The 25,149-nt window shown below is 69.4% G+C and carries 23 protein-coding genes and 2 pseudogenes; 14 read left to right on the top strand and 11 right to left on the bottom strand.

Annotated elements, in window-relative coordinates:
- Nucleotides 1-12: 12 nt before the first annotated feature.
- The 5 genes and pseudogenes from NS2_RS06710 to NS2_RS06690 all read left to right on the top strand — a co-directional run bounded on the left by NS2_RS06710 (nucleotide 13) and on the right by NS2_RS06690 (nucleotide 4,657).
- A pseudogene (locus tag NS2_RS06710) lies at nucleotides 13-1,174 on the top strand (3-ketosteroid-9-alpha-monooxygenase, oxygenase component).
- 11 nt (nucleotides 1,175-1,185) lie between these two features.
- Nucleotides 1,186-1,431: a hypothetical protein gene (locus NS2_RS06705; protein ID WP_033086423.1), complete on the top strand. Its 246-nt coding sequence runs from the start codon at nucleotides 1,186-1,188 to the stop codon at nucleotides 1,429-1,431.
- Nucleotides 1,432-1,554: 123 nt separating this feature from the next.
- Nucleotides 1,555-2,634, top strand: a complete 1,080-nt coding sequence (locus NS2_RS06700) for a ferredoxin--NADP reductase (RefSeq protein ID WP_096490891.1) — start codon at nucleotides 1,555-1,557, stop codon at nucleotides 2,632-2,634.
- A gap of 27 nt (nucleotides 2,635-2,661) precedes the next feature.
- Entirely contained in the window at nucleotides 2,662-3,540 is an 879-nt protein-coding gene (locus NS2_RS06695) for a VOC family protein (RefSeq protein WP_033086424.1), read from the top strand.
- An 85-nt stretch (nucleotides 3,541-3,625) separates the two neighbouring features.
- On the top strand, nucleotides 3,626-4,657 hold the full coding sequence (locus NS2_RS06690) for a zinc-binding dehydrogenase (protein ID WP_033086425.1): 1,032 nt from the start codon (nucleotides 3,626-3,628) through the stop codon (nucleotides 4,655-4,657).
- Here NS2_RS06690 and NS2_RS06685 read toward each other — a convergent pair.
- The 3 genes from NS2_RS06685 to NS2_RS06675 form a co-directional block, all read right to left on the bottom strand.
- Nucleotides 4,630-5,493 carry a class I SAM-dependent methyltransferase gene (locus NS2_RS06685; RefSeq protein WP_208866160.1) on the bottom strand — a complete coding sequence of 288 codons (864 nt, stop codon included), beginning with the start codon at nucleotides 5,491-5,493 and terminating at the stop codon, nucleotides 4,630-4,632. The genes NS2_RS06690 and NS2_RS06685 overlap by 28 nt on opposite strands.
- A 91-nt stretch (nucleotides 5,494-5,584) precedes the next feature.
- The gene (locus tag NS2_RS06680; RefSeq protein WP_033086426.1) at nucleotides 5,585-5,986 is read right to left on the bottom strand and encodes an SRPBCC family protein; all 402 of its coding nucleotides are present in this window, start codon (nucleotides 5,984-5,986) and stop codon (nucleotides 5,585-5,587) included.
- Nucleotides 5,970-9,005, bottom strand: a complete 3,036-nt coding sequence (locus NS2_RS06675; RefSeq protein WP_083415025.1) for an ATP-binding protein — start codon at nucleotides 9,003-9,005, stop codon at nucleotides 5,970-5,972. The genes NS2_RS06680 and NS2_RS06675 overlap by 17 nt, the downstream gene beginning before the upstream one ends.
- A gap of 72 nt (nucleotides 9,006-9,077) precedes the next feature.
- Between NS2_RS06675 and NS2_RS06670 the strand changes: the two genes are divergently transcribed.
- Nucleotides 9,078-9,497 carry a nuclear transport factor 2 family protein gene (locus NS2_RS06670; RefSeq protein ID WP_228102670.1) on the top strand — a complete coding sequence of 140 codons (420 nt, stop codon included), beginning with the start codon at nucleotides 9,078-9,080 and terminating at the stop codon, nucleotides 9,495-9,497.
- 10 nt (nucleotides 9,498-9,507) lie between these two features.
- Nucleotides 9,508-9,882: a cupin domain-containing protein gene (locus NS2_RS06665; RefSeq protein WP_033086485.1), complete on the top strand. Its 375-nt coding sequence runs from the start codon at nucleotides 9,508-9,510 to the stop codon at nucleotides 9,880-9,882.
- A gap of 219 nt (nucleotides 9,883-10,101) precedes the next feature.
- Here NS2_RS06665 and NS2_RS06660 read toward each other — a convergent pair whose 3' ends face one another.
- On the bottom strand, nucleotides 10,102-11,802 hold the full coding sequence (locus NS2_RS06660; protein ID WP_033086429.1) for a nitroreductase family deazaflavin-dependent oxidoreductase: 1,701 nt from the start codon (nucleotides 11,800-11,802) through the stop codon (nucleotides 10,102-10,104).
- Between the two features lie 131 nt (nucleotides 11,803-11,933).
- Here NS2_RS06660 and NS2_RS06655 point away from each other — a divergent pair, with 131 nt between their 5' ends.
- Nucleotides 11,934-12,509, top strand: coding sequence for a TetR/AcrR family transcriptional regulator (locus tag NS2_RS06655; protein ID WP_033086430.1), 576 nt, complete (start codon nucleotides 11,934-11,936; stop codon nucleotides 12,507-12,509).
- Nucleotides 12,510-12,521: 12 nt separating this feature from the next.
- Here NS2_RS06655 and NS2_RS06650 read toward each other — a convergent pair whose 3' ends face one another.
- From NS2_RS06650 to NS2_RS06640, 3 genes are all read right to left on the bottom strand, one after another.
- Nucleotides 12,522-13,268 (bottom strand): short-chain dehydrogenase/reductase, encoded by a 747-nt coding sequence (locus tag NS2_RS06650; RefSeq protein ID WP_036546656.1) that lies wholly within the window; start codon nucleotides 13,266-13,268, stop codon nucleotides 12,522-12,524.
- A gap of 153 nt (nucleotides 13,269-13,421) precedes the next feature.
- On the bottom strand, nucleotides 13,422-14,291 hold the full coding sequence (locus tag NS2_RS06645; RefSeq protein WP_033086432.1) for a ribokinase: 870 nt from the start codon (nucleotides 14,289-14,291) through the stop codon (nucleotides 13,422-13,424).
- Between the two features lie 37 nt (nucleotides 14,292-14,328).
- The gene (locus NS2_RS06640) at nucleotides 14,329-15,849 is read right to left on the bottom strand and encodes an MFS transporter (protein WP_033086433.1); all 1,521 of its coding nucleotides are present in this window, start codon (nucleotides 15,847-15,849) and stop codon (nucleotides 14,329-14,331) included.
- A 156-nt stretch (nucleotides 15,850-16,005) separates the two neighbouring features.
- On the opposite strand from NS2_RS06640, the gene NS2_RS06635 reads away from it, so the two are divergent.
- The 4 genes and pseudogenes from NS2_RS06635 to NS2_RS06620 all read left to right on the top strand — a co-directional run bounded on the left by NS2_RS06635 (nucleotide 16,006) and on the right by NS2_RS06620 (nucleotide 19,977).
- On the top strand, nucleotides 16,006-16,287 hold the full coding sequence (locus NS2_RS06635; RefSeq protein WP_033086434.1) for a hypothetical protein: 282 nt from the start codon (nucleotides 16,006-16,008) through the stop codon (nucleotides 16,285-16,287).
- Between the two features lie 16 nt (nucleotides 16,288-16,303).
- The gene (locus NS2_RS06630; RefSeq protein WP_033086435.1) at nucleotides 16,304-17,572 is read left to right on the top strand and encodes a glutamate-5-semialdehyde dehydrogenase; all 1,269 of its coding nucleotides are present in this window, start codon (nucleotides 16,304-16,306) and stop codon (nucleotides 17,570-17,572) included.
- Nucleotides 17,573-17,587: 15 nt separating this feature from the next.
- The gene (locus NS2_RS06625) at nucleotides 17,588-18,472 is read left to right on the top strand and encodes an AAA family ATPase (protein WP_033086436.1); all 885 of its coding nucleotides are present in this window, start codon (nucleotides 17,588-17,590) and stop codon (nucleotides 18,470-18,472) included.
- Between the two features lie 40 nt (nucleotides 18,473-18,512).
- Nucleotides 18,513-19,977 (top strand): annotated as a pseudogene (locus tag NS2_RS06620) (vWA domain-containing protein).
- A gap of 3 nt (nucleotides 19,978-19,980) precedes the next feature.
- Here the strand turns inward: NS2_RS06620 and NS2_RS06615 are convergent.
- Genes NS2_RS06615 through NS2_RS06600 form a run of 4 tightly spaced genes read right to left on the bottom strand, consistent with a single transcriptional unit; the run spans nucleotide 19,981 to nucleotide 23,871 of the window.
- On the bottom strand, nucleotides 19,981-20,961 hold the full coding sequence (locus NS2_RS06615) for a hypothetical protein (protein WP_033086437.1): 981 nt from the start codon (nucleotides 20,959-20,961) through the stop codon (nucleotides 19,981-19,983).
- Nucleotides 20,962-20,996: 35 nt separating this feature from the next.
- Nucleotides 20,997-21,833, bottom strand: coding sequence for a hypothetical protein (locus tag NS2_RS06610; protein WP_045436588.1), 837 nt, complete (start codon nucleotides 21,831-21,833; stop codon nucleotides 20,997-20,999).
- The gene (locus NS2_RS06605; protein ID WP_081985715.1) at nucleotides 21,830-22,867 is read right to left on the bottom strand and encodes a hypothetical protein; all 1,038 of its coding nucleotides are present in this window, start codon (nucleotides 22,865-22,867) and stop codon (nucleotides 21,830-21,832) included. The genes NS2_RS06610 and NS2_RS06605 overlap by 4 nt, the downstream gene beginning before the upstream one ends.
- Nucleotides 22,864-23,871, bottom strand: a complete 1,008-nt coding sequence (locus NS2_RS06600) for a hypothetical protein (RefSeq protein ID WP_033086439.1) — start codon at nucleotides 23,869-23,871, stop codon at nucleotides 22,864-22,866. Before NS2_RS06600 ends, NS2_RS06605 begins: the two co-directional genes overlap by 4 nt.
- Nucleotides 23,872-24,050: 179 nt before the next feature.
- Between NS2_RS06600 and nadD the strand changes: the two genes are divergently transcribed.
- Together nadD and rsfS are read left to right on the top strand one after the other, a co-directional pair.
- Nucleotides 24,051-24,683, top strand: a complete 633-nt coding sequence (gene nadD, locus NS2_RS06595; protein ID WP_096490675.1) for a nicotinate-nucleotide adenylyltransferase — start codon at nucleotides 24,051-24,053, stop codon at nucleotides 24,681-24,683.
- A 46-nt stretch (nucleotides 24,684-24,729) separates the two neighbouring features.
- Entirely contained in the window at nucleotides 24,730-25,146 is a 417-nt protein-coding gene (gene rsfS, locus NS2_RS06590) for a ribosome silencing factor (protein ID WP_033086441.1), read from the top strand.
- The last annotated feature ends 3 nt before the right edge of the window (nucleotides 25,147-25,149 follow it).

The raw sequence follows: 25,149 nt of genomic DNA, 5'->3' as shown, positions 1-25,149 counted from the left end.
AGAGGAACTCACATGACCACCACCGAAGGTGAAGTTCGGGTCATCGACGCGGGCAAGCCGTCCACGCGATTCGCGCGCGGCTGGCACTGCCTGGGCCTGGCCGACTCCTTCCGGGACGGAAAGCCGCACGCCATCAAGGCTTTCGGTACCGAGATCGTGGTGTTCGCGGCCGAGGACGGCACTCTCAATGTGCTCAATGCCTACTGCCCCCACATGGGCGGCAACCTGGCCGACGGCACCGGTCAAGGGCGATTCGCTGGCCTGCCCGTTCCACGACTGGCGCTGGAACGGCAAGGGCAAGTGCACCGGCATCCCGTATGCGCGCCGCGTCCCCCCGCTGGCCCGCACCAAGGCGTGGCCGACCATGGTCGAGAACAAGATGCTGTTCGTCTGGAACGACCCGGAGGGCAAGCAGCCCCCGGCCGAGCTGGCCATCCCGCGCATCGAGGCCGCCTTCGACGCCGAGTGGACCGACTGGACCTGGAACTCCATGGTCGTCGACGCCAACTGCCGCGAGGTGGTGGACAACGTGGTGGACATGGCGCACTTCTTCTACGTGCACTACGGCTTCCCGACCTTCTTCAAGAACGTCTTCGAGGGCTACACCGCCAGCCAGTACATGACCTCGGTGTCGCGCGAGGACATGATGGGCGAGACCGCCAAGGCGTTGGGCGGCAAGAACGTACTACAGTCGGAGGCTTCCTACTACGGGCCCTCCTTCATGATCGATTACCTGAAGAGCGAGAGCCCGGGCGGCCTTGTCGTCGAGGGCTATCTGATCAACTGCCACTACCCGATCAACGAGAACCAGTTCGTGCTCATGTACGGCGCGATCGCCAAGAAGCCCGACGGTGTGACCCCGGAGCAGGCGAGCGAGATCGCCGAGAAGTTCGTGGGCGGCCTGGGCAAGGGCTTCGAGCAGGACGCGGCCATCTGGAAGCGCAAGTCGCGCATCAACAATCCGCTGCTGTGCGAGGAGGACGGGCCGGTCTATCAGCTGCGTCGCTGGTACGAGCAGTTCTACGTGGACGCGGCCGAGGTCTCCGACGAGATGACCGACCGCTTCGAGTACGAGGTGGACACCACCCGCGCGGTCACCGCGTGGGAGGCGGAGGTCGCCGACAATATCGCCAAGCGCGAAGCCGCGGTGGTCTCCGGAACTGCGCACGCCTGAGAGGCATTGGGATGGACGAGGTTTCGTGCCGGTCCTGCGGGACGTGCGTGCTGGTGGAGAAGTACAGCGAACAGCACACCAGCGTGCAGTGGAACAAGACCGCCGCGGCGGCCTGCACCGAGCTGGCCGCTGACGGTTTGAGATCGCACACCTGCCGGGCATTGCGCGCGAGCATCGACGCGGCCGTGGCCGCGGGTGCGGTCGGCGTCAGCACCCGTGACGTCGACGTCAGCACCCGGGGACGCACCCTCTTGTGACCCGGTGCGACCGGGTAACCCTGGAGGGCCGTCCGGCATCGTCGACGTCCGGCCCGTAGCGGGTGGTTACCCAGCGGGAACCAGCTCGAAAAAATCAGCACAGGAATGGAACTGGTGGAAAGCATGACGGTGACAGACTTCGAGGTAGACGAGGCCCTGGCCGCCGCGCAGGTGAGCGGGATCACATCGGTGCGGGTCGTGCGCGTGGTGCGTGAGACCGCCGACGCGGTGTCGCTCGAGCTCGCCCCGGAAGTCCGGTCCGATCGGTTCTCCTATCGCCCCGGCCAGTTCCTCACCCTGCGCATTCCCAGCGATCTGACCGGTTCGGTGAGCCGCTGCTATTCACTGTCCAGCGCGCCGCACGAGGATGGGACGCTGAAGGTCACCGTGAAGCGGACCGTCGACGGCTACGGCTCGAACTGGCTGTGCGACAACGCCGCCGCGGGTCTGACCCTGGACGTCCTGCCGCCCGTCGGCATCTTCACTCCGGATTCGCTGGACACCGACCTGTTGCTGTTCGCCGGCAGCAGCGGCATCACCCCGGTGCTGTCCATCCTGAAATCCGTGCTCGCCCAGGGCTCGGGCCACTGCACGCTGATTTACGCCAATCAGCACGAGAATTCGGTTATCTTCGCCGGGGAGCTCGCGGAACTGGCTGCCGCGCACCCGGATCGACTGCTGGTGCTGCATTGGCTGCAGTCGGTCCAGGGGCTGCCGAGCGTGGCCGGCCTGGCCGCGCTGGCTCGTCCGTGGGCGGGCCGGGAAGTCTTCGTCTGCGGTCCCGGTCCGTTCATGGACGCCGTCGCGGCCGCCATGGGCGAGCTGGGCGCGGACCGCAAGCGCGTGCACATCGAGAAGTTCGTCTCGCTGTCGGGCAATCCGTTCGAAACCGACACCACCGCAAGCGATGTGGTGGCCGACGAGACCGATGCCGCCCTCGCGCGGGTCCAGCTCGACGGCGAGCACCACGAGCTCACCTGGCCGCGGCAGCAGACCCTGCTCGACACCATGCTCGCCAAGGGACTGGACGCCCCCTACTCGTGCAAGGAGGGCGCGTGCAGCGCCTGCGTGTGCCGGGTGGTTTCGGGTGAGGTGAGCATGCGCCGCAATGAAATTCTCGAGGTCGAGGACCTCGCCGACGGCTACGTGCTGGCCTGCCAGGCGGTCCCGGTCACCGACGACGTCACCGTCACCTACGACTGATAACCCGATAATCCGAGGAGTATCACCATGGCCGCCTTCGCCTCCCTGGGCTACGTGCGCGCCCGCATCGCCGATGTGGACGCCTGGCGTCGATTCGCCTTCGACACCATCGGTTTCGCCGAGGGCACCGGGCCCAATGCCGAATCGGTCTACCTGCGCGTGGACGAGCACACCTACCGCTTCGAGCTGGTGCCGGGCGAGCGCGACGAGGTCATCGCCGTCGGCTGGCAGGTGGCCGATCGCCGCTCGCTGGAGTTGGTGCGCGAGACGCTGGAGAAGGCCGGGGTCGCGGTCAGCACGCTATCGGTGGCCGAGGCGGTCAACCGGCACGTGGAGGAGGCCATCGCCTTCGTCGATCCGTCCGGCTTCACCATCGAGGTCTTCCACGGCCCGCTGCTGGACCACTCGCCGGTGGTCGGCAAGTTCGGAAGCCGGTTCGTCACCGGCGATCTCGGGCTCGGGCACGTGGTGCTGCCGGTCCGCGATATCGAGCAGGCGCGGCAGTTCTACACCGACGTGCTGGGCTTCGCCTCGCGCGGCTCGTTCCGGGTGGGCCCGCCCGAGCATCCGATCTGGATCCGCTTCATGGGCGTGAACCCGCGCCACCACAGCCTGGCGCTCATCCCGGGCTCGCGGCCGGACGGCCCGGGCATCGTGCACGTCATGGTCGAGGTCGACTCGCTCGACGATGTCGGCCGTGCGCTGGACCGCGTCAACAAGGCGGGCTACCACCTGTCCTCCACGCTGGGTCGCCACACCAACGACAAGATGATCTCCTTCTACGTCCGCACCCCCGGCAACTGGGATCTCGAATTCGGTTGCGACGGAATGCTGGTCGGCGAGGACTACGTGGCCGAGGAGATGACCGCCGACAGCTACTGGGGCCACGAGTGGGCCAGGGGCTGACACACGCTTGCCGCGCGTCCTCGGAGCCGAGTGGGGCGCGCGGTGTTCGGAGCACAACTCGACTCCGAAACGGAAGGACGCTGACATGCGCGCGGTAGTCATGCGCAATCGCAAGCTGGTGGTGGATGAGGTGCCCGAGCCGGTGCCCGGACCCGGACAGGTGCTGGTGGAGACCATCGCCTGCGGCGTCTGCGGGTCGGACAAGCAGGCCCTCGACTATACCGATGAATTCCTCCAGGCCTCACGGGATTCCGGGGTGCCGACCTTCCTGTTCGACCCGTGCCGGGACCTGGTGATGGGGCACGAGCTGGCGGCGCGGGTCATCGGCGCGGGACCGGATACGCCGTTCGTCGAGGGACAGAATGTGGTGGCGCTGCCGTGGGCGCTGGACGCGGCGGGCGGGATTCACGGGGTCGGGTACTCCAATGACTTCCCGGGCGGCTACGGCGAGCGAATGGTGTTGCAGGCCATGGCCTTGGAACCCATCCCCGATCATGTGCCGCCGCACGTGGCAGCCATGACCGAGCCGCTGGCCGTCGGGTTCGGCAATGTGGCCCGGACCGGCATCGGGCCCGACGGAACCGGCATCGTGATCGGCTGCGGCCCCGTCGGTTTGGGCGCGGTGGCGGCGCTGGCCGAGCGCGGTGTCGCGCCCATCGTGGCCTCGGATCCGTCCGAGCTGCGCCGCGAGGCCGCGCTGCGGTTGGGCGCGCACCGGGTGGTGGACCCGGCCACCGAGGACCCGGTCGAGGTGTGGCAGGAGCTCGCCTCGCCGGGGCAGAAGCTGCACGTCTGGGTGTGCGCGTCGGTGCCGGGCCTGCTCAACGACCTCATGTACAAGGTCCCCCGCGAGACCGCGATTCTCCAGATCGGCGCGGTCATGACCGACGATGTCATCCGGCCGATCGTCGGCATCTACAAGGACATCTCCTTGCAGATGTGCATGGTCTATCCGCACGAGGAGTACGCGAAGACCCTGCACCGCATAGCCGATGGCACCGTGGACGCCGCTTCGCTGATTACCGATCAGGTCGGGCTGGACGGCGTCGCGGGCACCATCGAAGCACTGCGCAATCCGGACGATCACATTCAGATTCTGGTGCGGCCGGAGTTGTGAGCGCGCACCAGCCGGCAGAAGTCGGCGGGGTGCAGGGCGTCGTCGCGCTGCCAGAGGGCGGCGTCGACGGCCTCGCGCTGTGAAATATGTTCCGCCACGGTGAAACCGTGCGCGGTGAGCAGGGCGGTCACCGTTTCGGGTGAGAAGAAGCTCAGGAACGGTTCGCCCTGCCCGGCGGTGGCAGGGAGGGCGAATTCGGCGTAGACACGGCCGGATTCGTCGCGCAGGTCCGGCAGGAGCGCGTATTCCAGCACCAGTTCGGTGTACGGTGCGAAGCCGGACAGGGTGTCCAGGGTGGCGGATATCGCGGATTCGGTGAGGTACATGGTCACGCCGAGCCAGCTCACCAGGGCGGGGCGTCGCGGGTCGAAACCGTGGGCGGCCAATTCGGTGGCCAGGTTGTCGCACTCGAAGTCCACCCCGACGAATTCGACGGTGGCGGTGCCGATTCCGGCGGTGGCGAGCAATTCTCGCTTCCATTTCTGGGTCGCCGGGTGGTCGACCTCGTAGACCGTCACCCGCTGCGCCAGCGGTGACCGGTAGGCGAAGGTGTCCAGGCCCGCGCCGAGGATCACGTACTGTTCGAAGCCCGCGGCCAGCAGGGACTCGGTGTGGTGGCTGCGGGCGGTGACCTGGGCCCGGGTGCCGCTGAGCACCGGATGATCACCGGATTCCCGGTGATAGGCAATGAGTTCGGCGGCCCGCTCGCCCAGCAGTGCCTCGGCCACGGTGTCCCGGAACAGGTGCGGTTCGCTGTCCACGAGCAGATGCGCCGCGCGGCCCGCCGCCGCCATCATCGCGGTCCGGCTCGGGCCGTTGTTCATCGAATTCTCCACGAGTCCCGATGGTAGACAGGGAAATTCGAATTCGCTTATATCATATCACACGAAAATAAATTCCCTATAACGAAATTCGGGCTATCGGGGATCAATCAGCAGTGGCGGACAGTGCGGCCAATTTGGTGAGGGACTCGTGGATGACCTCGCGCTGTGTCGCGAGGCGCGCGGCCTCGGCCTCCGGAATCTCCACGTGCACATGGATATCGGTGGAATGCCCGTCCTCCGCCAAACTCAGCTGCCAGACGAACAGCAGGTCCGAGACGAGGCAGGAGATCGTCACCAGCGAGTTCCCGCGATCGGCGCGCAGGGTCTGCGGCATCGGGAAATCGGGATAGCCCTCGGGGTACATGGTGTACGTCGAGCCGTCGGCGTCGGGCTCGATGCTGCCGATGCCCGACCACCACTCGGTGAAGCGGGACGGGTCGTAGAGCAGTTTCCAGACCGCCGCCGGGGTCGCCGCGGTTCGCGCGTGATCATCGAAGGTGGGCATCGGGGCTCCTGGGCAGGTCGGTGAGCGCGGCCAATTCGGCTGTCACGAGGCGGTATTCGCGGTCGGGCTCCACCAGTCCCGAGAGCGGTGGCCGACCCAGGTCGATGATGTTGGCGGCGTAGCGGCGGCCCACCGTGGCCGCCGTCGCGCGCCGCCGCCAGCCCTCGACGGCCGCCAGCAGCCGGGTGGTGGCCAGTTCGATATTGCCGTCGCGGGCCGCCAGCAGGCCCTCGACGCGATTCATGCGAGCCACCAGGGTGTCCGGGAAATCGCTGTCCGACATGGGTTCCAGCGCGATGGCCTGGAGTGCGGTCCCGGCTTCGGCGGTGCGGCCGTCACGGGTCAGGGCCTCCGCCAGGTACAGCCGGGTCAGGGGTCGGCTGATCGGCGCGTCGACGGCCAGCGCGGCCCGGAATTCCCCGGCGGCCGTGCCGTAATCGCCCCGATCGAGGGCCAGTTGCGCACGCTCGCTGTGCACTAGTCCGTCCAGGGCCGGGATGCCCAGGCGGCCCGCGGCGGTGTCGGCGGCGGCCAGGGCCGCGGCCGCCTCGCCCGCCCGGCCCAGGCGGCGCAGTACGGCGGACTGTCCGGTGTAGACGTAGACGGCCAGGCGGGTCAGGCCGTTGGGCACGACCAGCGGCAGGCAGCGTTCCACGAAATCCAGGGCCCGTTCGAAATCACCGGCGCACGCGGCGGCCCCGGCGGCATTGGCCAGACAGGAGTACGCCATATCGGGCCGCCCCGCCCGCCCCGCCGCGGCCCGCCGCAACTCCCCGGCCGCCCGCCCCCGATGCCCCGCCAGCCGCAGATGCCGAGCCAACTCCACCGACCGCCGCTGATCACGGACTACCCCGGCACCGCTCGACCCGGCGGCCGACGCCTCGCGCACATCGGCAACTCGCGCATCGCGGAGGTCGGCGGCGAGTGCTGTGTGAGGTCCGGCGGGCGGGACTTCGTGGAGGTGGGCGGCTTGCAGGCTGGAGGCGAGGGCGTCGTGGAGGCGGACGCGGCGCAGTTGGGGGATGTCGTCGTAGACCGCTTGGCGCAGCGACTCGTGGCGGTATCCGATCGAATCTTCGCGGACGCGAAGCAATCCCGCGCCCAGGGATTCGGTGGCGGCGGTGGCGGGGTCGGCCAGCAGCGGCAGCGACATGATCTCGGCGCGGTTCAGGTCCCGGCCCGAGGCTGCCAGCAGTTCGTGGAACAGCCTGCCGGACTCGCTGAGTCGCGCCATGGCCGACGCCGCCGCGACGCGCAGTCCGTCGCCGGGATCGCCGGTGCCGCGCGCGACGTGGCGGGCGGTCTCGGCCGCCAGCAGCGGATTGCCGTCGACCGCCGCCAGAATGCGGTTCTCGAGCGATTCGGGCAGGTGGGCGGCCTCCCGGATGATCAGCCGAATAGCCTGCGGGGGTAAGGGTCTCAGTCCGAGTTCCAGTCGCAGCGCACCCTTGGCGCGCAGCGCGCCGAGCACGCCGTCCAGCTGCGGGCGGGGCGGCAGCGGGCGGCGCGTCAGGATGAGCAGCACCGGCAGCCGCGAGAGCCGCCGCCCCGCGTAGCGCAGCAACTCGAGGCTGGAGAGATCGGCCGCGTGCAGATCCTCCAGTACCAGCACGAGCGGTCGCCGGGCCGCCAGGAAGCCGAGGAACTCGACGACGGCCTCGAACAGCCGGATCCGGTCGTGCTCCACCCCGAGTGCGGTGATCGGGCGGGCCTGGCTGCGCACCGAGGTCAGCGGTGCGCCGAGGTTGCCGAGCCGGGCGACCCCGGGTGTCCTCGACGAGATGGCGGGGTCGTTGTCGGAGAGGGCCGTGACTCCGGGTTTCGATGGGCCGTTCTGGGCCAGCACCACCCCCGAATGCGCTGCGACACTGGGCAACAGCCGAGACAAATTCGCTGCCCACAAGGCGTCGCCGGGCAGTCGATCGTCCGGCTCGAGCACCTCGGCCAGCATTTCCGACCACAGTTCGTAGGGTGCGCCGCCGAGCGCACCGGGTGCTCCGATCGCGGTGCGGGCCCCGTCCCGGCGGGCGATGGTCAGCATTTCCTCCGCCAGCCGGGTCTTGCCGATCCCGCCGTCCCCGACTATGGCCACCGCCATACCCGCGCCGTCGCATACCCGATGCCAGCCACCGACCAGATCGTGCAATTCGGCCGTCCTGCCGAAAAAGGCTGCCGCCGTGTCCATTCCGGGTACGACCGCCATCGTGGTCGCGGCGGGCAGCACGGGCGCGGGCCTGGTCGACCCGTTCGGGACGGGTGCCTCCGGAGCTGTTGCGCCACCATCGATTCCGGGTCGGATGGAATCGGAGTCCGGCGGTTTCGACTGTGGCCGCAGGCTTTCCATCAGGCTGACGGTGGCCGCGGTGGGATCCAGGTCGAGTTCGGTGCGCAGGGCGTCACGCAGGCGGGTGAACGCGGTCATCGCCGCCGGGAGATCACCGGCGGCCGCCGACAGCCGGATCAGCTCGCGGCCCGCCTCATCGTCCAATGGCCGCAGCAGGGCGCGCCGATGCGCCCGGTCCCGGGCGCGGGCGACGTCGCCGCCGGATTCGGCCGCCTGCGCCGAGACGGCCAGGAGCGCGGCCAGCCGTCGGCCGTATTCGTCGCGGAGTTGCCGCACCCATTCCTCGTCGTGATCGGCGAGCAGCTCGCCGCGGCAGATCGCGATGGCCTGTTCCGCATGTCCCGCGGCGCGCAGCCGATCGAACTCGACCGCGTCCACCCAGACCGCGTTCCGGCGCAGGTCGACGATGTCGCGATCGGTGTGCAGGGCCGAGGCGCTGGGGCCCAGGGCGATTCGCAGTGCCCACATGGCGCTGCGCAGGCTGGCCCGGGCCTTGGCGTCGGGGGCATCGGGCCAGAAGAGGGTGCAGACGCGGGTGCGGGGGTGCGGGCCGGGATGCAGGGCCAGCCAGGCCAGCAGGGAGCGGACCAGGCGGCCGCGCGGGAGGGTCACGGGATCGCCGTCAAGTTCGACCTCGAGTGCACCGAAGACGTGAATCCGCAGCATAACCACCATCCGATTACTGAAACGGTAGTCCCCGCGCCCACTCCTGTCCCGGCGTTGACGATCAAATGACGGACCCCGCCGATGCTGAACTCACCGGCCGCGACCGACGGCCCCGATCCGGAGAGACACGAGATGAGCACCATGGAAGCACCCGCGCAGTTCGATCTCGCGGCCCTGCGCCGCGGCATCGAGGAGCGCGACGCCGATCAGCTGATCGGCCTGTACGCCGAGGATGCGGAAATGCGGCTGGTCGATCGGCTGCACCCGCCCAGCAATCCGCAGATCCTGCGCGGGCGGGGCGCGATCGGCGAATACCTCAACGACATCTGTAGCCGGGACATGACCCACAAGGTCGAGCACCTGACCGCCGCGGGCGATCGGGTCGCCTACACCGAGGACTGCGAATACCCCGGCGGCAGCCGCGTCCTGTGCGCGGCCACCCTCGACATCGCCGACGGGCACATCGTCCGCGAAGTCGGCGTCCAGGTCTGGGACGAGTGAGGTGAGCACGATGAGCGAAGACACCATCCAGACCGCACGCGCCGAACACCGCGACTTCGCAGCCCCCGACGAGGTCCGCACCTTCGACCACGGACAGCTGGAACTGCTCCGGGTCCAGGGATCCGACATCGGCCGCCTCGTCCTGCACCCCGGCTGGCGCTGGTCGCAGGACGTGAAACCGCTCGCGGGAACCGAATTCTGCGAAGCACCGCACTTCCAGTACCACGTGGCAGGCACTCTGCACATCCAGATGGCCGACGGCACCGAATTCGACGCCGGCCCCGGCCAGGTCACCGCTCTACCGGCCCGGCACGACGCCTGGGTGGTCGGCGACGAGGACGTGGTGGTCGTCGACTGGTGGGGCGCGAGCAACTACGCCAAGTGAGTCCCGCGCCGTCGAGTGAATTCCGCACAGCCGAATGGGCGCCGCGCCCTGGTAACCGGTTCGTGGACCGGCTACCAGGGCGCGCTGACGGATGCCTCCTCGATGACCGGATTGCCGGTGCCGATCCCGCCGGGAACCGGAAGGCGTCACCCGGCGCGGGTCGGCGAGATCACCCGGCCGTGCGCTGTCGCTGACTGCACCGGCCCCGATCGGGCGTAATCAGTTGTCGTCGAAGGTGATTCGAACCGTGACCGGATCGCTCTGCAGGGCCGCGAAGACGCTGCGGGCGAAGGGGGCCAGGGCCGGATGCGGGGCGAAACTGCGAGCGCGCGCCACCACATCGTCCTCGGGGAGCAGCACGGCGGTACCGGTGCGCCAGCGATCACCCTGGCGGACACGGACATTCGGATCGGCGCTGAGATTCAGGCCCCAGCCCGAGCGCAGTCCGTGCTGGCAGATGGCCCATGCCCCGGTGTCGTCGAACAGCACGGAGATCGGGACCCGGCGCGGCTGTCCCGACTTGCGGCCGATGGTCTCGATCTCGGTGGCGAAGGCGGTGCGGACACCGACCTTGTCCAGGGCGCGCACCGTCGGGTTCATGACGTAGCGGCCCACCGCGCGCTCGGTGCGGAACTTGCGGGCGGCACGGTCGGTAGCCGATTTCGGGGCCGCCGAGCGCTTGCTGCGGAAGGCTTCGAATCCATTGCGGCGCAGCATGGTTACCGCCGTGAGCCAGGGGGAGCGGTCCGGGTCGGGGTCATTGCCGGCTCCTATCAGGTGGAGTTGGTCGGTGTGCCATTGCAGATCGAGGGCGCCGTCGAAGGACTTGAGGTTGCCGTTGGCGGCCAGGCGCGGCGGCAGGCCCAGCGAGATGTGCGGGGGCCGCAGCGTTTCGGTGCGCCCGCTGAGCAGATCGGCCGCGGCACTGGGAATCACGGCCGTGGGACGGCCGAGTCCGATCACATCGCAGATGCCCTCGGCCAGCGCCTCGGACATGGCGGCGCGGGACCGGAAGCCGCCGGTCACCGCGATCGGCACCGCGCCGGCGGCCTTGCGGGCGGTCTGCGCGTAGTCCAGGAAGTACGCCTCGCGGGCGCGGGTGCTGGCCGACGCGGTCCGGGGGCGACCCATCATGGCCGGGGATTCGTAACTGCCGCCGCTGATTTCGAACAGGTCCACATGCTCGCCGGACAGTTCCTCGATGACCGCGCGCGACTCCTCCTCGGTGAAGCCGCCGCGCTGGAAGTCGGCCGAATTGAGCTTGATGCCCAGCCCGAACCCCGGGCTCACCGCGTCCCGGATGCTGCGCGCCACCTCGACCACGAACCGCCGCCGCCGTTCCGCGTCCCCGCCCCAGGCGTCGGTGCGCCGATTGGACAGCGGCGAGAGGAACTGCGAGACCAGATACCCGTGCGCGCCGTGGATCTGGACGCCGTCGAATCCGGCGGCCTCCGCGACCCGCGCGGCCCGGCCGAAGCGGGCGATGATGTCGCCGATCTCGTCCTCGGTCAGCGCGCGCGGCGCGGGTACGCCGGGAATGCCCATGGCGATCGCCGACGGTGCGACCGCGCGGGTGCGGGTGACGATCGGATTGGCCTGCCGCCCTGGATGATTCAGCTGCACCCAGACCTTGCTGCCGCCGTCCTTGGCGACCTTGGCCCAGCGGGTCAGCGCGTCGAGGTGTCGTTCGTCCTCGATGGCGACATTGCCGGGTTCGCCGCAGTGACGGCGGTCGACCATCACATTGCCGGTGACGATGAGCCCGTAGCCGCCCTCGCTCCAGCGCGCGTAGAGTCGTTCCAGCCGCGCGTCGGGGGCGTTCTCGGCATTCGCCAGCCCTTCGCTGAGGGCGGATTTCATAATGCGGTTGGGTAGCACCTGGCCACTGGCCAGCGGCAGGGGATCGTGCAGGGTCGGCATGTCGGGGCCCCGTTCATCTTATTTGGCACAGTCGCGTCGAAGGCTGGAGCGGCGGACTACACTAAGGTAGACCAATCGGTATATGCAAAACGGTAGTACACCGATCGGTATACAGCAAGGAGGAACCGTCCATGGGTGCCCGCGACCGCCTCATCGACAGCGCCATCGCCCTGATGCGCTGCAATGGCATCGCCGGAACCGGTATCGCGCAGCTGCTCGACCACAGCGGCATCTCGCGCCGGTCCATCTACCTGAACTTCCCGGGCGGCAAATCCGAACTGGTCGCCGAGGCCACCCGGGCCGCCGGTCAGGCCTCGAGCGCACTCATGCGGACCATCCTCGACAGCACCGACCTGGCCAGTGCCATCGCGGCCTTCCCGGGTATGTGGCGCGAGACGCTGGTCTCCACCGACTTCACCGCGGGCTGTCCGATCGTGGCCGCCGCGCTCGGGCGGTCGGAGTCGCCGGAGGCGGCCGACGTGGCGGGGGAGACGTTCACCGAATGGGAGGACATTCTCGCCACCCGGCTCGAGGCCGAGCAGGTGTCGTCGAGCACCGCCCGCACCCTGGCCACCACGATCGTGGCGGCCGTCGAGGGCGCGGTGATCATGTCGCTGGCGACCCGCTCGACCGCTCCGCTCGAGCGCGCCGGGAAGCAAATGGCAGACCTGGTCGCCCTGCACACGGGCCGGACCTCGGTCGCCTGAGCCGCCTGAGCCTCAGATCAGGCTCAACCCGCCGTCGATGGTGACAATGGTGCCGGTGGTGTAACCGGACCGATCGGAGGCGAGAAATGCTGCCATATCCGCGATTTCGCGCGGATGGGCCGGGCGGCCGAACGGAAAGTCCGCGGCCATGGCGGCGAAGCGGGCATTGGTGTCGATCAGCCTGGTGATGCGCGCGGTCGCCACCGGACCCGGATTGATGCCGACCACCCGGATGCCGTCGCGCCAGCTCTTGCTGCCGAGGGCGCGGGTGAACGCCATGAGCGCGGCATTGCCGGTGATGCCCGCGATGTAGTCGGCATCGGGGCGCTCGCCCGCCGCGCCGATGACATTCACGACCACGCCCCGGCCCGCCTGCTTCATACGCGCGTAGAGCTTGCGGATCAGATTGATGTACCCGAAGACCTTCAGCTCCCAGCCCTCCCGCCAGGCTTCCTCGTCGACGGCCGTGAGCGAGCCGCCCGGCATGTCACCGGCATTGTTGATCAGAATGTCCGGCGTGCCCACGAGTTCGGCCAGCCGCTCGAGGTCCGCACCCGAGCGCAGGTCGACCGGATGCGTGTGCACCTCCACGCCGTGCTCGGCGCGCAGCTGCCCGGCGATCTCGTCGAGGGCCTCCTTGCCGCGCGCGGCCAGGTGTAGATCACAGCCCTCGGCGGCCAGCACCCGCGCGATCTCCGCGCCGATGCCCGCCGACGCGCCCGTCACCACCGCGGTTCTGCCGCGCAGTCCCAAATCCATTGGTCCATCTCCTGAGTCGAGTCATCGATGCCGAAACCGAACGGGTGGACGACCGTCCGGTTCAAATTCTTGGTCGGATGTCCACGTGAATGGAAGCGAGGATCGCCGCCATCTGTTCCCGGCACTACGACGCTCGCTGGAACTCACATCCGGCTATCGCCGCCCGGCCGCGGCGAGGGCCCGGCGAATCTCGGCGGCCTCCGGAATCGAGGCGCTGGCACCCAGTTTCGTGGTGGCCAGGGCGCCCGCGGTGCAGGCCCAGGCCAGCGCGGTCCGCGGTCCCTCGTGCCAGTGCGCGGCGAGCGCGCCGGTGAAGGAGTCGCCCGCACCGGTGGTGTCGACCACCTCGACCGGGACGCCGGGATGCGACAGCGTGTGCCCGGCGGGGCCGCGATAGGCAGCGCCCGCCGCGCCGAGTGTGGTGATGACGTGCGGGACGGCCGCGAGGGCGGCGTCCAGGCGTGCGGCTTCACCCTCGTTCACCACCGCCACGTCGATGTCGGACCACAGCTCGTCCGGAAGCTCCTGCACCGGTGAGGGATTCAGCAACACCACGGTGTCGTTGGCGCGGGCGTGGCGGGCGGCCGTCGCGACGGTGGGAATCGGAATCTCCAACTGGCACATGAGCACATCGGCGGCCGCGATCGCATCGAGATCGGCCGCGGCCAATTCCGTCAGCCGCCCATTGGCCCCGGCCACCACGATGATGGTGTTCTCGCCGCTCCCGTCCACCACGATCGTCGCGATGCCGCTGGGCCCGTCGACCGTCCGCAATCGCGAGGTCCCGATGTCGGCCTCCCGCAACACTTTCCGCAGCGCGTCCGCGAACACGTCCGAGCCGACCGCGCCCACGAAATCCACCGTGGCCCCCGCCCGTCGCGCCGCGATCGCCTGATTCGATCCCTTCCCGCCCGGCACCAGCGCGAACCCCTCGCCCGACACCGTCTCCCCGGCGTCGGGTCGGCGCCCGACGGTCGTCACCAGATCCATATTGATGCTGCCCACCACCGCGATCCGCGCCATGCCGTAGACCCTAACCGGTCGCCGAGACCGGATGCCGTTACCTGGGCTCGGGTTTCGTCGGCCGGGAGTGGTGATCGGGTTCCAGGGGCGGGCTGACCACGCTGGAGAAACTGCGGCATTCGGGCTCGCATTCGGGCGGGGCCTGGCGCAGGGCGTCGTCGCGGACGGTGAAGCAGGCCAGTGCGGCGGCGGCGACCATGAGCACCACGGAGGTGAGGATGGCCAGGCTGAAGCCGTGATCGAAGGCGGCCGGATCGGTATAGGCCGAACCGGTGAGACCGGCCAGCGGCGGGATGGCCGCGACCGCCAGCAGGCCCGCCGCACGGGCGACCGCATTGTTGACGCCGCTGGCCACGCCCGCATGCCGTTCGTCGGCGGTGGCCAGCACGGTCGCGGTGAGCGGGGCCACCGCCAGCACCAGGCCCAGGCCGAAAACCAGTGCGGCGGGCAGCACATCGCGCAGGTACGAGGTGTGGACGCCGATGCGGGTCATGAGCAGCATGCCCAAGGCGGCCAGCAGGACGCCGACGGTGATCGGCCAGCGCGGGCCGATGCGCTGGGCGAGCGCCCCCGAACGGGCCGAGAACAGCAGCATCAGCACCGTGACCGGGAGCATGGCGGTGCCCGCGGCGATCGGGCCGAAACCGGCCACCACCTGAAGGGTCAGCACCAGCAGGAAGAAGACCACGCTCATCGCGCCGTACATGACGAAGGTGACCACATTGATGGCGGTGAACTGTTTGGAGGCGAACACGTCCACCGGCAGCATGGCCGAGGGATCGGTGCCCGCGCGCGAACGCCGCCGCTCCACCACCACGAACGCCACCGCCGCCGCGACACCGGCGATCGCGCTGCCCCACACCAGGATTCGATTCGCGTCGTGCTCGGGTGCCATGGTCAGGGCGTAGGTGATCCCGGCCAGGCACAGCGCCGCCAGCACCGCGCCCAGCACGTCGAAGCGGCCGTGCGTCTCGGTATCGCGGGTCTCGGGCACATGCCGGGCCGCCACCGCGACCACCAGCGCGGCCAGCGGAATATTGAGCAGGAACACCCACCGCCACCCGGCCGACTGCACCAGCCAGCCGCCCAGGAACGGTCCGATGGCACCGGCGACTCCGCCCAGCCCGGACCAGGCCCCGACTGCCCTGGCCCGTTCCTCGGGCCGGAACGACGCCTGAATGATGGCCAGCGATCCGGGCGTCAGCAGCGCACCGCCCACCCCCTGCAGTGCCCGCGCCGCGATCAGCATCGAAACATCCTGCGCCGCACCGCACAGCGCCGAAGCGATGGCGAACCACACCACCCCGATGAGGAACACCCGTTTGCGCCCGAACCGGTCGCCGAGCGACCCGCCGAGCAGGATCAGCCCGGCCAGCGTCAGCGTGTAGGCGTTCACCGTCCACTGCAGATCGGCCATGGACGCGCCGAATTCGTCGCCGATCCTGGGCAGTGCCACATTCACGACGGTCGCGTCCAGCATGGCCATGCCCGAACCGAGGACGGTGGCGATAAGAACCCATCGGCCGGTGCCCGAGGACAACCGGATGCTCGCGGTCATGGGCTCACGGTAGCAAGATCCGCCGCGGGCGCACCGGAACTGAAGGTGTCCTGAAGAAGGCCCCGGATCCCTGGGGATCTCCCGTGTGCCGGACTTGAATCATGTTCGCGCTCCGTCACTTTCGGAGCATTCCCCCCAGATGAAGGTGATTCCGGCATGACTACAGCCGCTTTTCGACGCACCGCCACCCGCGGCCTGCTGGTCCTCGCGATCGCGACCGCGCCCCTGGCCACCGCGGGCCTGGCCGCCGCCGACCCCGTGACCCCGACCTCCGACCCCGCCCTGGCCGCCCCGCAGGCCCGGTTCGTCGACGCCGACGACTGGCACTGGTGGCACTGCCGCGTCCTGCGCGAATACTGGCGCGAGGGCTGCCGCGCCTGGTGGGAGGACCACCACGACCGCGACGACAACCTGCCCCCGACCGGCAGCGGAATCTAGTCAGTAATCTGTTCCCATGACTGCTCCCACGACCACCGACCGGGACGCCGTCCGCGAAGTAGTGCACGACTCGGCGCGCCGGGCTCGGGTGGCGGCGCGGACGCTGGCCCAGCTCACCACCGCGCAGAAGGACGCCGCGCTGCACGCCGCGGCGGACGCGCTGCTCGCGGCCACGCCCGCGGTGCTCGCCGCCAATGCCGAGGACATCGAGATCGCCAAGGCCGGCGGCACCGCCGAGGCACAGCTGGATCGGCTGCGGCTGACCGCGGCTCGGGTCGAGGGCATCGCCTCGGGCCTGCGGCAGGTGGCCGGGCTGCCGGATCCGGTGGGCGATGTGGTGCGCGGATCGACGCTGCCGAACGGCCTCGAGATCCGTCAGGTGCGCGTCCCGCTCGGGGTCGTGGGCATGGTGTACGAGGCCCGGCCGAACGTCACCGTGGACGCCTTCGGGCTGGCGTTGAAGTCGGGCAACGCGGCGCTGCTGCGGGGATCGTCGTCCGCGGCGCGCTCGAATGCCGCACTGGTCGAGGTGCTGCGGGAAGCGCTCGAGACGCAGGGGATTCCGGCGGACGCGGTGCAGCTGCTGCCGTCGGAGGACCGGTCCAGCGTCACCCATCTGATCCAGGCCCGCGGACTGGTGGACGTGGTGATTCCGCGCGGCGGCGCGGGGCTGATCAATGCGGTGGTGCGCGACGCGCAGGTGCCGACCATCGAGACCGGGACCGGCAACTGCCACGTATTCGTCCATCGGGACGCGGATCTGGAGATGGCCGAGTCCATCCTGATCAATGCCAAGACCAGGCGGCCCTCGGTGTGCAACACCGCCGAGACGGTGCTGATCGACCGGGCCATCGCCGAGGTCGCGGTGCCGCGCCTGATCAAGGCCCTCGAGGACAAGGGCGTCACCATCCACGGTGAGCTGCCGGGTCTGGTGCCCGCCACCGACACCGACTGGGCCGACGAATACCTGTCCCTGGACATCGCCCTGAAGGTCGTCGACGACCTGGACGCGGCCGTCGAGCACATCGACCGGTGGGGCACCGGCCACACCGAGGCCATCGTGACCGGTGACCTCAAGGCCGCCCGCGAGTTCACCTCCCGCGTGGAAGCCGCGGCCGTCATGGTCAACGCCTCCACCGCCTTCACCGACGGCGAGCAGTTCGGCTTCGGCGCGGAGATCGGCATCTCCACCCAGAAACTGCATGCCCGCGGCCCGATGGGCCTGCCGGAACTGACCTCCACCAAGTGGATAGTGTGGGGCGACGGGCAGATTCGGCCCGTCTAGTTGAGAGGACAGTCAGTGGCTCCCACCACCGCACCCAGCCAGGAGCCGATCTTCTCGTCGGTCGACGATGTGATCGAGCGGCTGGCCCGCACCGGCTACCTGGCCGACAAGGCCACCGCCACTTCGGTTTTCCTCGCCGACCGGCTCGGCAAGCCGCTGCTCATCGAGGGCCCGGCCGGCGTCGGCAAGACCGAACTGTCCAAGGCCGTCGCCCAGGTCGCGGGCGCGGAACTGGTCCGGTTGCAGTGCTACGAGGGCGTCGACGAGGCCCGCGCCCTCTACGAGTGGAACCACGCCAAGCAGATCCTGCGCATCCAGGCATCCTCGGAGAACGACTGGGCCGAGACCAAGGCCGACGTCTTCACCGAGGAATTCCTGCTGGAACGCCCGCTGCTGACCGCCATCCGCCGCGACGAGCCGACCGTGCTGCTCATCGACGAGACCGACAAGGCCGACGTCGAGATCGAGGGCCTGCTGCTCGAGGTGCTCAGCGACTTCTCGGTCACCGTGCCGGAGCTGGGGACCATCAGAGCCACTCGCAAGCCGTTCGTGGTGCTGACCTCCAACGCCACCCGCGAACTGTCCGAGGCGCTCAAGCGGCGCTGTCTGTACCTGCACATCGACTTCCCGGACGAAGAGCTGGAGCGGCGCATCCTGGCCAGCCGGGTGCCCGAGCTCGAGCCCGCCGTGGCGGCGCAGCTGGTGCGGATCGTGCACGTGCTGCGCGGCATGCAGCTCAAGAAGCTGCCCTCGGTGGCCGAGTCCATCGACTGGGCGCGCACGCTGCTGGCGCTGGGCGCGAAGGATCTCGACGACAAGACGGTGCGGGCCACGCTCGGGGTGGTGCTCAAGCACCAGGCCGATCACGTGCGCGCCCAGTCCGAGCTGAAGCTGGCCTGACATGACCGAGAACCGGCAGCGCGGACTGGTTTCGGCTGCCATGCGGGCGATTTCGGGCGGGACGCCCGCCAAGCCGGTGACGGTGCCGGGGCCGACGGCCGAGCACGGATTGCAAGGCCATCTGGTCGGGTTCGTGGAAGCGTTGCGCGGCAGGGGAATTCCGGTTGGACCGTCCGCAACCGTGGACGCCGGAATGGTTCTCACCGTGCTGGACCTGATGGACCGGGAGGCGCTGCGCGAGGGTCTGGCCTGCGCGCTGCTGCGCCGCACCACCCAGCGCACCACCTTCGACGGCATGTTCGACCTGTGGTTCCCGGCCGCGCTGGGCGAGCGGGTCGGGGCCGACGAAGTGGAGCTGCCCATCAAGCCCGACGGCTCGGTGGACATTCTCGAACTGCGGAAGATGCTGGCGGAGTTGCTGATCCAGGATCCGTCCGGCGAACAGGCGCAGCAATTGCAGGAGCTGGCCGCGCAGATGGTCGAGCAGATGGGGCAGTACCAGGCCGCGGGCGGGCCGTCGTGCTCCGCCTACCAGACGCTCAAGGATCTCCAGCCCGAACTGCTGGTCAGCAAGATCCTCGCGGGACTGGCCCAGGGCATGGACAACTCGGACTTCGATCCGTCCGGATTCGACGCCGAGGTCGCCCGCCGCACCGCGCGCCAGCGCATCAAGGACTTCCGCGGCACCGTCGAGGCCGAGACCCGCCGCCGCGTCGCCGAGCGCATCGGCCGCGAGCGCGTCGCCACCTACGGCGTCGCCCGCCAGGCCGAGGACGCCGACTTCCTGCGCATCTCCCAGAACGAACTCGACGAACTGCGCCGCAGCAGCCAGCGGCTGGCCCGGGTGCTGGCCTCCCGCCTGGCCGCGCGCCGCCGCCGCGCCCGCCGCGGCGAGATCGATCTGCGCAAGACCATGCGCAAATCCATGTCCACCGGCGGCGTCCCGGTCAACCTGGTCACCCGCAAGCCGCGCCCCGGCCGCCCCGATCTCGTTCTCCTGTGCGATATCTCGGGCTCGGTCGCGGGCTTCTCCAGCTTCACCATGCTGCTGGTCAACGCCCTGCGTGAACAGTTCTCCCGGGTCCGCATCTTCGCCTTCGTGGACCAGACCGACGAGGTCACCCAGCTGTTCGACTCCAAGACCCCCCCTCGACCAGCTGACCCGCCGCATCTTCACCGAATCCAAGGTGGTCGGCATCGAGGGCCACTCCGACTACGGTTCGGCCCTCGAAGGTCTCGCCGACAACTTCCCCGACGCCGTCACCAGCCGCACCTCCCTGCTCATCCTCGGCGACGCCCGCACCAACTACCGCGACCCCGCCCTGGACACCCTCCGCCACCTGGTGGCCACCGCCAAACACGCCTACTGGCTCAACCCCGAAGCCGAAAAAATGTGGGGCACCGGCGATTCCGCCGCCGACCGCTACGCCGACATCATCGAAATGCACGAATGCCGCTCCGCCCGCCAACTCACCACCGTCGTAGGCCGCCTGCTCCCCGTCTAGTCGTCACTGCCGCGGACCGAGTTCGACCACGGTGCCAGGGTGCGCCAGCGAGGCGACCGTGATGCGCCCACCCTCGGCCTGCTCGATGATCTGGCCCTGCCAGGCGACAAAGCACGAGGCGGCCTCGCTGTTGTAGACGCTGTTCAGCACCGGAGCCAGCGCCTTGGCGAGGTCCCCCTCGGCGGCGATGAGCTGACTCCGGTACGGGCCGTAGTAGGGCAGAATCGCCTGCAGCACAACGGCTTCCACACCCTGCGCCTGGCTGATGATCGGATCGATCAACGGCTGGTAGCGGGTGATGACCGGGGCGATCTCGGCGAGCACCGGCCCGGCGAGCTGGAGAATCGGCTGATACACCGACCCCAGCGCGAACGCCTCCGACGAGAACGGCCCGGCCAGCGGAGCCAGCCCGATCAGGGATGCCAAGCCGCCCTGTTGTTTCGGCGCGGGCCAACCGATGGGGCAGGCGGGCTGAGTATTCACCGCCGGTGTCGCGAACGGGCTGCCCGCGCCGAGCGGAACGGCGCTGTCGGAGGTCGCACCCGGGCCGAGAAGAACACTGCCCGAGGGTGATTGCCCATCCGGACCCAGCGCGACGGTGCTGCCCGGGGTGGCACCCGGTGGCGCGGTAGCCGCTGGTGCAGTACCCAATGACACGGCGGCCGCGGGTGCGGCACCCACAGGCACTGACGCGGCGGGCGCGGTGCCCGGTGGCCCTACGGGACTCGTCGCGGCCGGTGCGCCGGAGGCCGGGCTCGCAGCGGGACCGGCTGCGATCGGGGCGGGCGCGACGGGCACACCGACGGGCGCGGATTGCGCAGCGGCGGACGACTGTTCGCCCGTCACTACAACGGTCTGCACGCGCTCATCGGCACGTACGGTCAGCGTGGTGGCCGCAGCGGCACTGCCGACCACGGTGAGCGCGGCGATCGCGCGCAGGGCATTGACCGCGGCGGGCCGCCGGGTCGGATCGGCGGTGGTCATGAGCGACTCCTGATCGGGTGTCTGTGGGCGCGAGGCTATTTCGGTTGTGCGGTGGGGGAAGGTTGCGCGGTGGGGGAAGGCGGGGCGGCGGTGTCGGGTTCGAAGATGCCCTCCAGGTGCCAGACGCCGGTGAAGCCGTTGAAGGGGCCGCCGACGATGAGGCTGGTCCACTGGAGGGTGAAGGCGTGGGTTTTCGGGTCGAAGGTTCCGGTGGCGGAGGGGCCCTGGGCGGCATCGGCTTTCGGGCGGTCGAACCACTGGTGGGAGACCCAGTCCCAGATCTTCTGTGCTTGCTCGGCCCCGGCCACCTGGGCGCCCTGCCTTTCCGGCGGTTTGGGTGCGCCCTGGTTGAATTCCTGGTCGTTCCAGGAGGCGGCCCAGGACGACAGGTCGGCGGTGAGGGTGCCGTCGTTGTTCGTCACCGTCGGCGGGGGTACTTCGCGGCGGGTCTGGGGATCGAGCGGGTTGGTGGAGACGCCGAACTCGACGGCGAAGAATTTGGCTGGTTTGGTGATGGAGTTCGACAGTGAGTTGCCCTGGGCGAAGCCGGGTTGCGGCTCGCTCTGGTAGCCGCCCACCCGCAGGCCGCCCGCGGTGCCCGGCTCGAGCAGGGTGGTGGATCCGGTTTGGGCGGGTGAGTCGCCGTTGGGCATGTAGGGGCCGTTCTCGGGTGTGCCGCCGGGCTGCACCATGCGGAACCAGCTGCCGTGCACCGTGTTTCCGTCCACCGCGCCCGGGGTGAACCTGAGCAGGCCGACCAGTTGTTCCGGGCCGCTGGAGGTTTTCGGTGTATCGGCGCTGCCGCAGCCCGCTGCCAGCAGCGCGGTCGCGGCCAGCACGGCTGTGACGGTGCGGGGACGTGGCTTTCTCATGCCGGTTCACCTCCGGTGGAATCGCTTCGGCCGGAGCCGGTTCGGGATCGGCGCGCGCCGAACAGGGCCAGGCCCGTGACGAGCACGCCGGGAATCAGAAAGCCCCAGGCCAATCCGCGGAATGCGGTGAAACCCAGCGGGCGGCTGACGTCGTTCAATGCCACCACGGCGTCGAAATTGGCGACATTGTCGTTCATGGTGCCGACCAGGTCCGCGAACCGTGATGTCATGGGCTGCCAGCGATTCTGCAGCGCGGTGATGCCGGACAGGTCCGCGTCCGGCTGCGCGGTGCGGGCTGCACCGGAGTAGCGGCTGTTCAGCTCGCCGTCGGCGGCGACCAGAGTGACGAAATACCCCTGGACTCGGCGCACATGTTCGGTGGTGAGGATCGGGCGGAACCCGTCGATGACCGGCTGCGCCGCAGGGCCCGCAGCGAAAAGCCCTGCCGCGAACGGGGTGACGACCAGGGTGCGGCCCGCGAGTGCGGCCACCGCGCGCCAGGTCGTGGCCCGCGAGCCGTTCCCGGCGGCCCGGAAACCGAACACGCCCGCACCGATCAGCACCGCTCCCGGTAATGCCAGCAGCCACGGCAGGATGCCGAAAGGCGCGGTGCCGGAGAGAGTTCGGTAGTTGCCGCGATTGGTGTCGATCGTGTCGAGCATGGTCGAGATGTCGGCCCGGATGCCCGGGTAGTCCCGGACGAACCGATCCACCCGTGGATAGTCGCCCGCTGGGGGCGAACTGTTCTGCACCGCAACGATATTCGCGCGAGCATTGTCGAGGACCTGAAGATCCGAGCGGTAGCCGTCGATGCTCTCACGTGTCGTGTACGGCCCGAAGGCGTCGATCATCGCCTCGCCCTCGACAGCCCGCGGGAACATGCCCGTCGCCAGGGGCGCGGCCACCAGCAGCGCGCCGAGCACCGCCAGCACGGCGAACGGCCAGCGGGCCGTGACCCGGCTCGGGGCCCGCTCGATATTCGAGACGAATTCCGAATACGCGGGCAGCCCCGAGAAGGCCGATGCCGTGGTCATCGCCGAATCCGGAGTAATCGGTCCGCGCCGAAGAATACGGCCGTGCCCGCCACCGCGACGACCAGCAGCACCGGCACCAGCCACGGATAGCGTTGCCCGCGTCGGATTTCCACCGTCTTGGTGGCCAGCACGGGATCGGCCCGGAGTTGCGGTGCAGGCGAGGTGATCGGTGCGGCCGGAGCCGCGGGAGCCGTACCCGGCGACGGCACCGCTGCCGCGTCGGCCGGAGCCCGTGGCGCGCTGACAGGAGCCTGCGGCACGGCGGCTGCCGGTGGCGCGCCTGGCGATCCGGGAGCCACCGGAGCCGCCGCCGGTGCGGCCTGCGGCAGGCTGCCCCGATACTGCCCGGCCAGATGCCAGAGCCCGGTGAAGTTGTTGAACGGCCCGCCCACGATCTGGCTCGTCCACTCGATGACGAAATTGCCCGCCGCGTCGATGGTTCCGCTGATCGGGCTGGTCTTGCCCGGCAGCCCGCCACCCGGCTTGGGCGAGCCCTGGTTGAACACCTGGTTGTTCCAGGTGACGCCCAGACTGCTCAGATCGCCCGACAGCCGCCCGCCGTCACTGAACAACTGCGGCAGACCGGTTCCCACGCCGGTCTGCGGATCCGACGGATTGGTGGCGGTGGCGAAATCGACACCGTAGAACCGCACCGGAGTGGTCACCCGCCCCGATTGCGCATTACCGGCCCCGTCGAATGCCGCCGCGGGTTGCGGCTGATAGCCGCCACTGACGAGCCCGCCGTCGGTACCCGCCGACAGCGGCGTCACCGTCTGATCACTGCATCGGGAATCGCTGTTCTGGAGATAGGGCCCGCCCGCGTCCCCGGTGGGCAGGATCATGCGGAAGAAGCTTCCGCTCACCACCCCGTTGGCGCACACGCCCGGCGCGAGCGCGAACAGACCGTTGAGGGCGGCCGGTTCCGCCCGCGCGCCCGGCGCGGCGAGAGCGGACACGCCGATCGCGGCCAGCGCCGCGGCAAACCGATAAGAATGTCGTCGCATGACGAGTTCCCTTGATTGATTGACTGCTCCGGGACTGCGGGATCACCCGCAGCACACCCATGGCAACTCGAGCCCGGCCGAAAGTCGCGGGTTGTGGTCAGCCTGATCGGAAGGCGGGGACCCATGCTGGGCCTGCCGGTGCGCGGACCGGGCAATAGCCCCCGGTAAGCTCGCTTTTCGTGCATACGAACGGTCGCCGCAAGCTGGGCGTGATGGGCGGCACCTTCGATCCCATCCACCACGGGCACCTGGTCGCGGCCAGCGAGGTCGCGCATCGGTTCGAGCTGGACGAAGTGGTCTTCGTGCCGACCGGGCAGCCCTGGCAGAAGGGAGACCGGTCGGTCAGCCCGGCCGAGGACCGCTATCTGATGACGGTCATCGCGACCGCGTCCAACCCCCGGTTCTCGGTCAGCCGCGTGGACGTGGACCGCGGCAAGGAGACCTACACCGTCGACACCCTGCGTGACCTGGCCGAACAGCACCCCGACGCGGATCTGTACTTCATCACCGGAGCGGACGCGCTGGCCAGCATCCTGACGTGGCAGGATTGGTCGGAACTGTTCGAGCTGGCGAAATTCGTCGGCGTGACCCGTCCGGGGTACGAATTGAATATCGACCATCTGGCCGATCACCTCCGCGATTACCCGGAGGGCACGGTCACGATGATCGAGATCCCGGCCCTGGCCATCTCGTCGAGCGAATGCCGGCGGCGGGCGGGGGAGGGCCGGCCGGTCTGGTACCTCGTCCCGGACGGGGTCGTCCAATACATATCGAAACGGCACCTGTACGTGCCGCAAGACTGTGAATCTTGAAATAACAGACAGTGCATCTCGAAGTGCGCAGGGAAGAGGTAGCAGGGTGACAGCATCGGCAGAAGCGGTCAAGATGGCGACGGTGGCCGCGCTGGCCGCCGACGAGAAGCTGGCCGCCGACGTGGTCGTGCTGGATGTCTCCGAGCAGCTGGTCATCACCGACTGCTTCGTCATCGCGTCCGCGCCCAACGAGCGCCAGGTCAACGCGATCGTCGACAATATCGAGGACAAGCTGCGCGAGGCCGGGCACAAGCCGGTCCGCCGCGAGGGCACCCGCGAGGGCCGTTGGGCGCTGCTCGACTACGTCGAGATCGTGGTGCACGTCCAGCACGAGGACGAGCGCGACTTCTACGGCCTGGAGCGGCTCTGGAAGGACTGCCCGCAGGTGCCGATCGACGGACTCGGCGACCCGCGGGCCAAAACGGCAGCCGACGGCGCGGATCAGGGCGGGGACCAGGAGTGAGCA

This window comes from Nocardia seriolae NBRC 15557 (genome assembly GCF_007990715.1).
GTDB lineage: Bacteria > Actinomycetota > Actinomycetes > Mycobacteriales > Mycobacteriaceae > Nocardia > Nocardia seriolae.
This window is presented reverse-complemented; position numbering and strand designations above follow the sequence as displayed.

What these genes read in the sequence shown, in the direction of transcription:
- NS2_RS06610 (WP_045436588.1), bottom strand. Translation starts at nt 21,833, where the DNA reads ATGAGAAAGCCACGTCCCCGCACCGTCACAGCCGTGCTGGCCGCGACC.
- NS2_RS06700 (WP_096490891.1), top strand. Translation starts at nt 1,555, where the DNA reads ATGACGGTGACAGACTTCGAGGTAGACGAGGCCCTGGCCGCCGCGCAG.
- NS2_RS06705 (WP_033086423.1), top strand. Translation starts at nt 1,186, where the DNA reads ATGGACGAGGTTTCGTGCCGGTCCTGCGGGACGTGCGTGCTGGTGGAG.
- NS2_RS06690 (WP_033086425.1), top strand. Translation starts at nt 3,626, where the DNA reads ATGCGCGCGGTAGTCATGCGCAATCGCAAGCTGGTGGTGGATGAGGTG.
- NS2_RS06660 (WP_033086429.1), bottom strand. Translation starts at nt 11,802, where the DNA reads ATGCCGACCCTGCACGATCCCCTGCCGCTGGCCAGTGGCCAGGTGCTA.
- NS2_RS06635 (WP_033086434.1), top strand. Translation starts at nt 16,006, where the DNA reads ATGACTACAGCCGCTTTTCGACGCACCGCCACCCGCGGCCTGCTGGTC.
- NS2_RS06680 (WP_033086426.1), bottom strand. Translation starts at nt 5,986, where the DNA reads ATGCCCACCTTCGATGATCACGCGCGAACCGCGGCGACCCCGGCGGCG.
- NS2_RS06640 (WP_033086433.1), bottom strand. Translation starts at nt 15,849, where the DNA reads ATGACCGCGAGCATCCGGTTGTCCTCGGGCACCGGCCGATGGGTTCTT.
- NS2_RS06630 (WP_033086435.1), top strand. Translation starts at nt 16,304, where the DNA reads ATGACTGCTCCCACGACCACCGACCGGGACGCCGTCCGCGAAGTAGTG.
- NS2_RS06695 (WP_033086424.1), top strand. Translation starts at nt 2,662, where the DNA reads ATGGCCGCCTTCGCCTCCCTGGGCTACGTGCGCGCCCGCATCGCCGAT.
- NS2_RS06675 (WP_083415025.1), bottom strand. Translation starts at nt 9,005, where the DNA reads ATGGTGGTTATGCTGCGGATTCACGTCTTCGGTGCACTCGAGGTCGAA.
- NS2_RS06600 (WP_033086439.1), bottom strand. Translation starts at nt 23,871, where the DNA reads ATGCGACGACATTCTTATCGGTTTGCCGCGGCGCTGGCCGCGATCGGC.
- NS2_RS06645 (WP_033086432.1), bottom strand. Translation starts at nt 14,291, where the DNA reads ATGGCGCGGATCGCGGTGGTGGGCAGCATCAATATGGATCTGGTGACG.
- NS2_RS06655 (WP_033086430.1), top strand. Translation starts at nt 11,934, where the DNA reads ATGGGTGCCCGCGACCGCCTCATCGACAGCGCCATCGCCCTGATGCGC.
- NS2_RS06605 (WP_081985715.1), bottom strand. Translation starts at nt 22,867, where the DNA reads ATGACCACGGCATCGGCCTTCTCGGGGCTGCCCGCGTATTCGGAATTC.
- NS2_RS06670 (WP_228102670.1), top strand. Translation starts at nt 9,078, where the DNA reads ATGCTGAACTCACCGGCCGCGACCGACGGCCCCGATCCGGAGAGACAC.
- NS2_RS06650 (WP_036546656.1), bottom strand. Translation starts at nt 13,268, where the DNA reads ATGGATTTGGGACTGCGCGGCAGAACCGCGGTGGTGACGGGCGCGTCG.
- NS2_RS06665 (WP_033086485.1), top strand. Translation starts at nt 9,508, where the DNA reads ATGAGCGAAGACACCATCCAGACCGCACGCGCCGAACACCGCGACTTC.
- NS2_RS06615 (WP_033086437.1), bottom strand. Translation starts at nt 20,961, where the DNA reads ATGACCACCGCCGATCCGACCCGGCGGCCCGCCGCGGTCAATGCCCTG.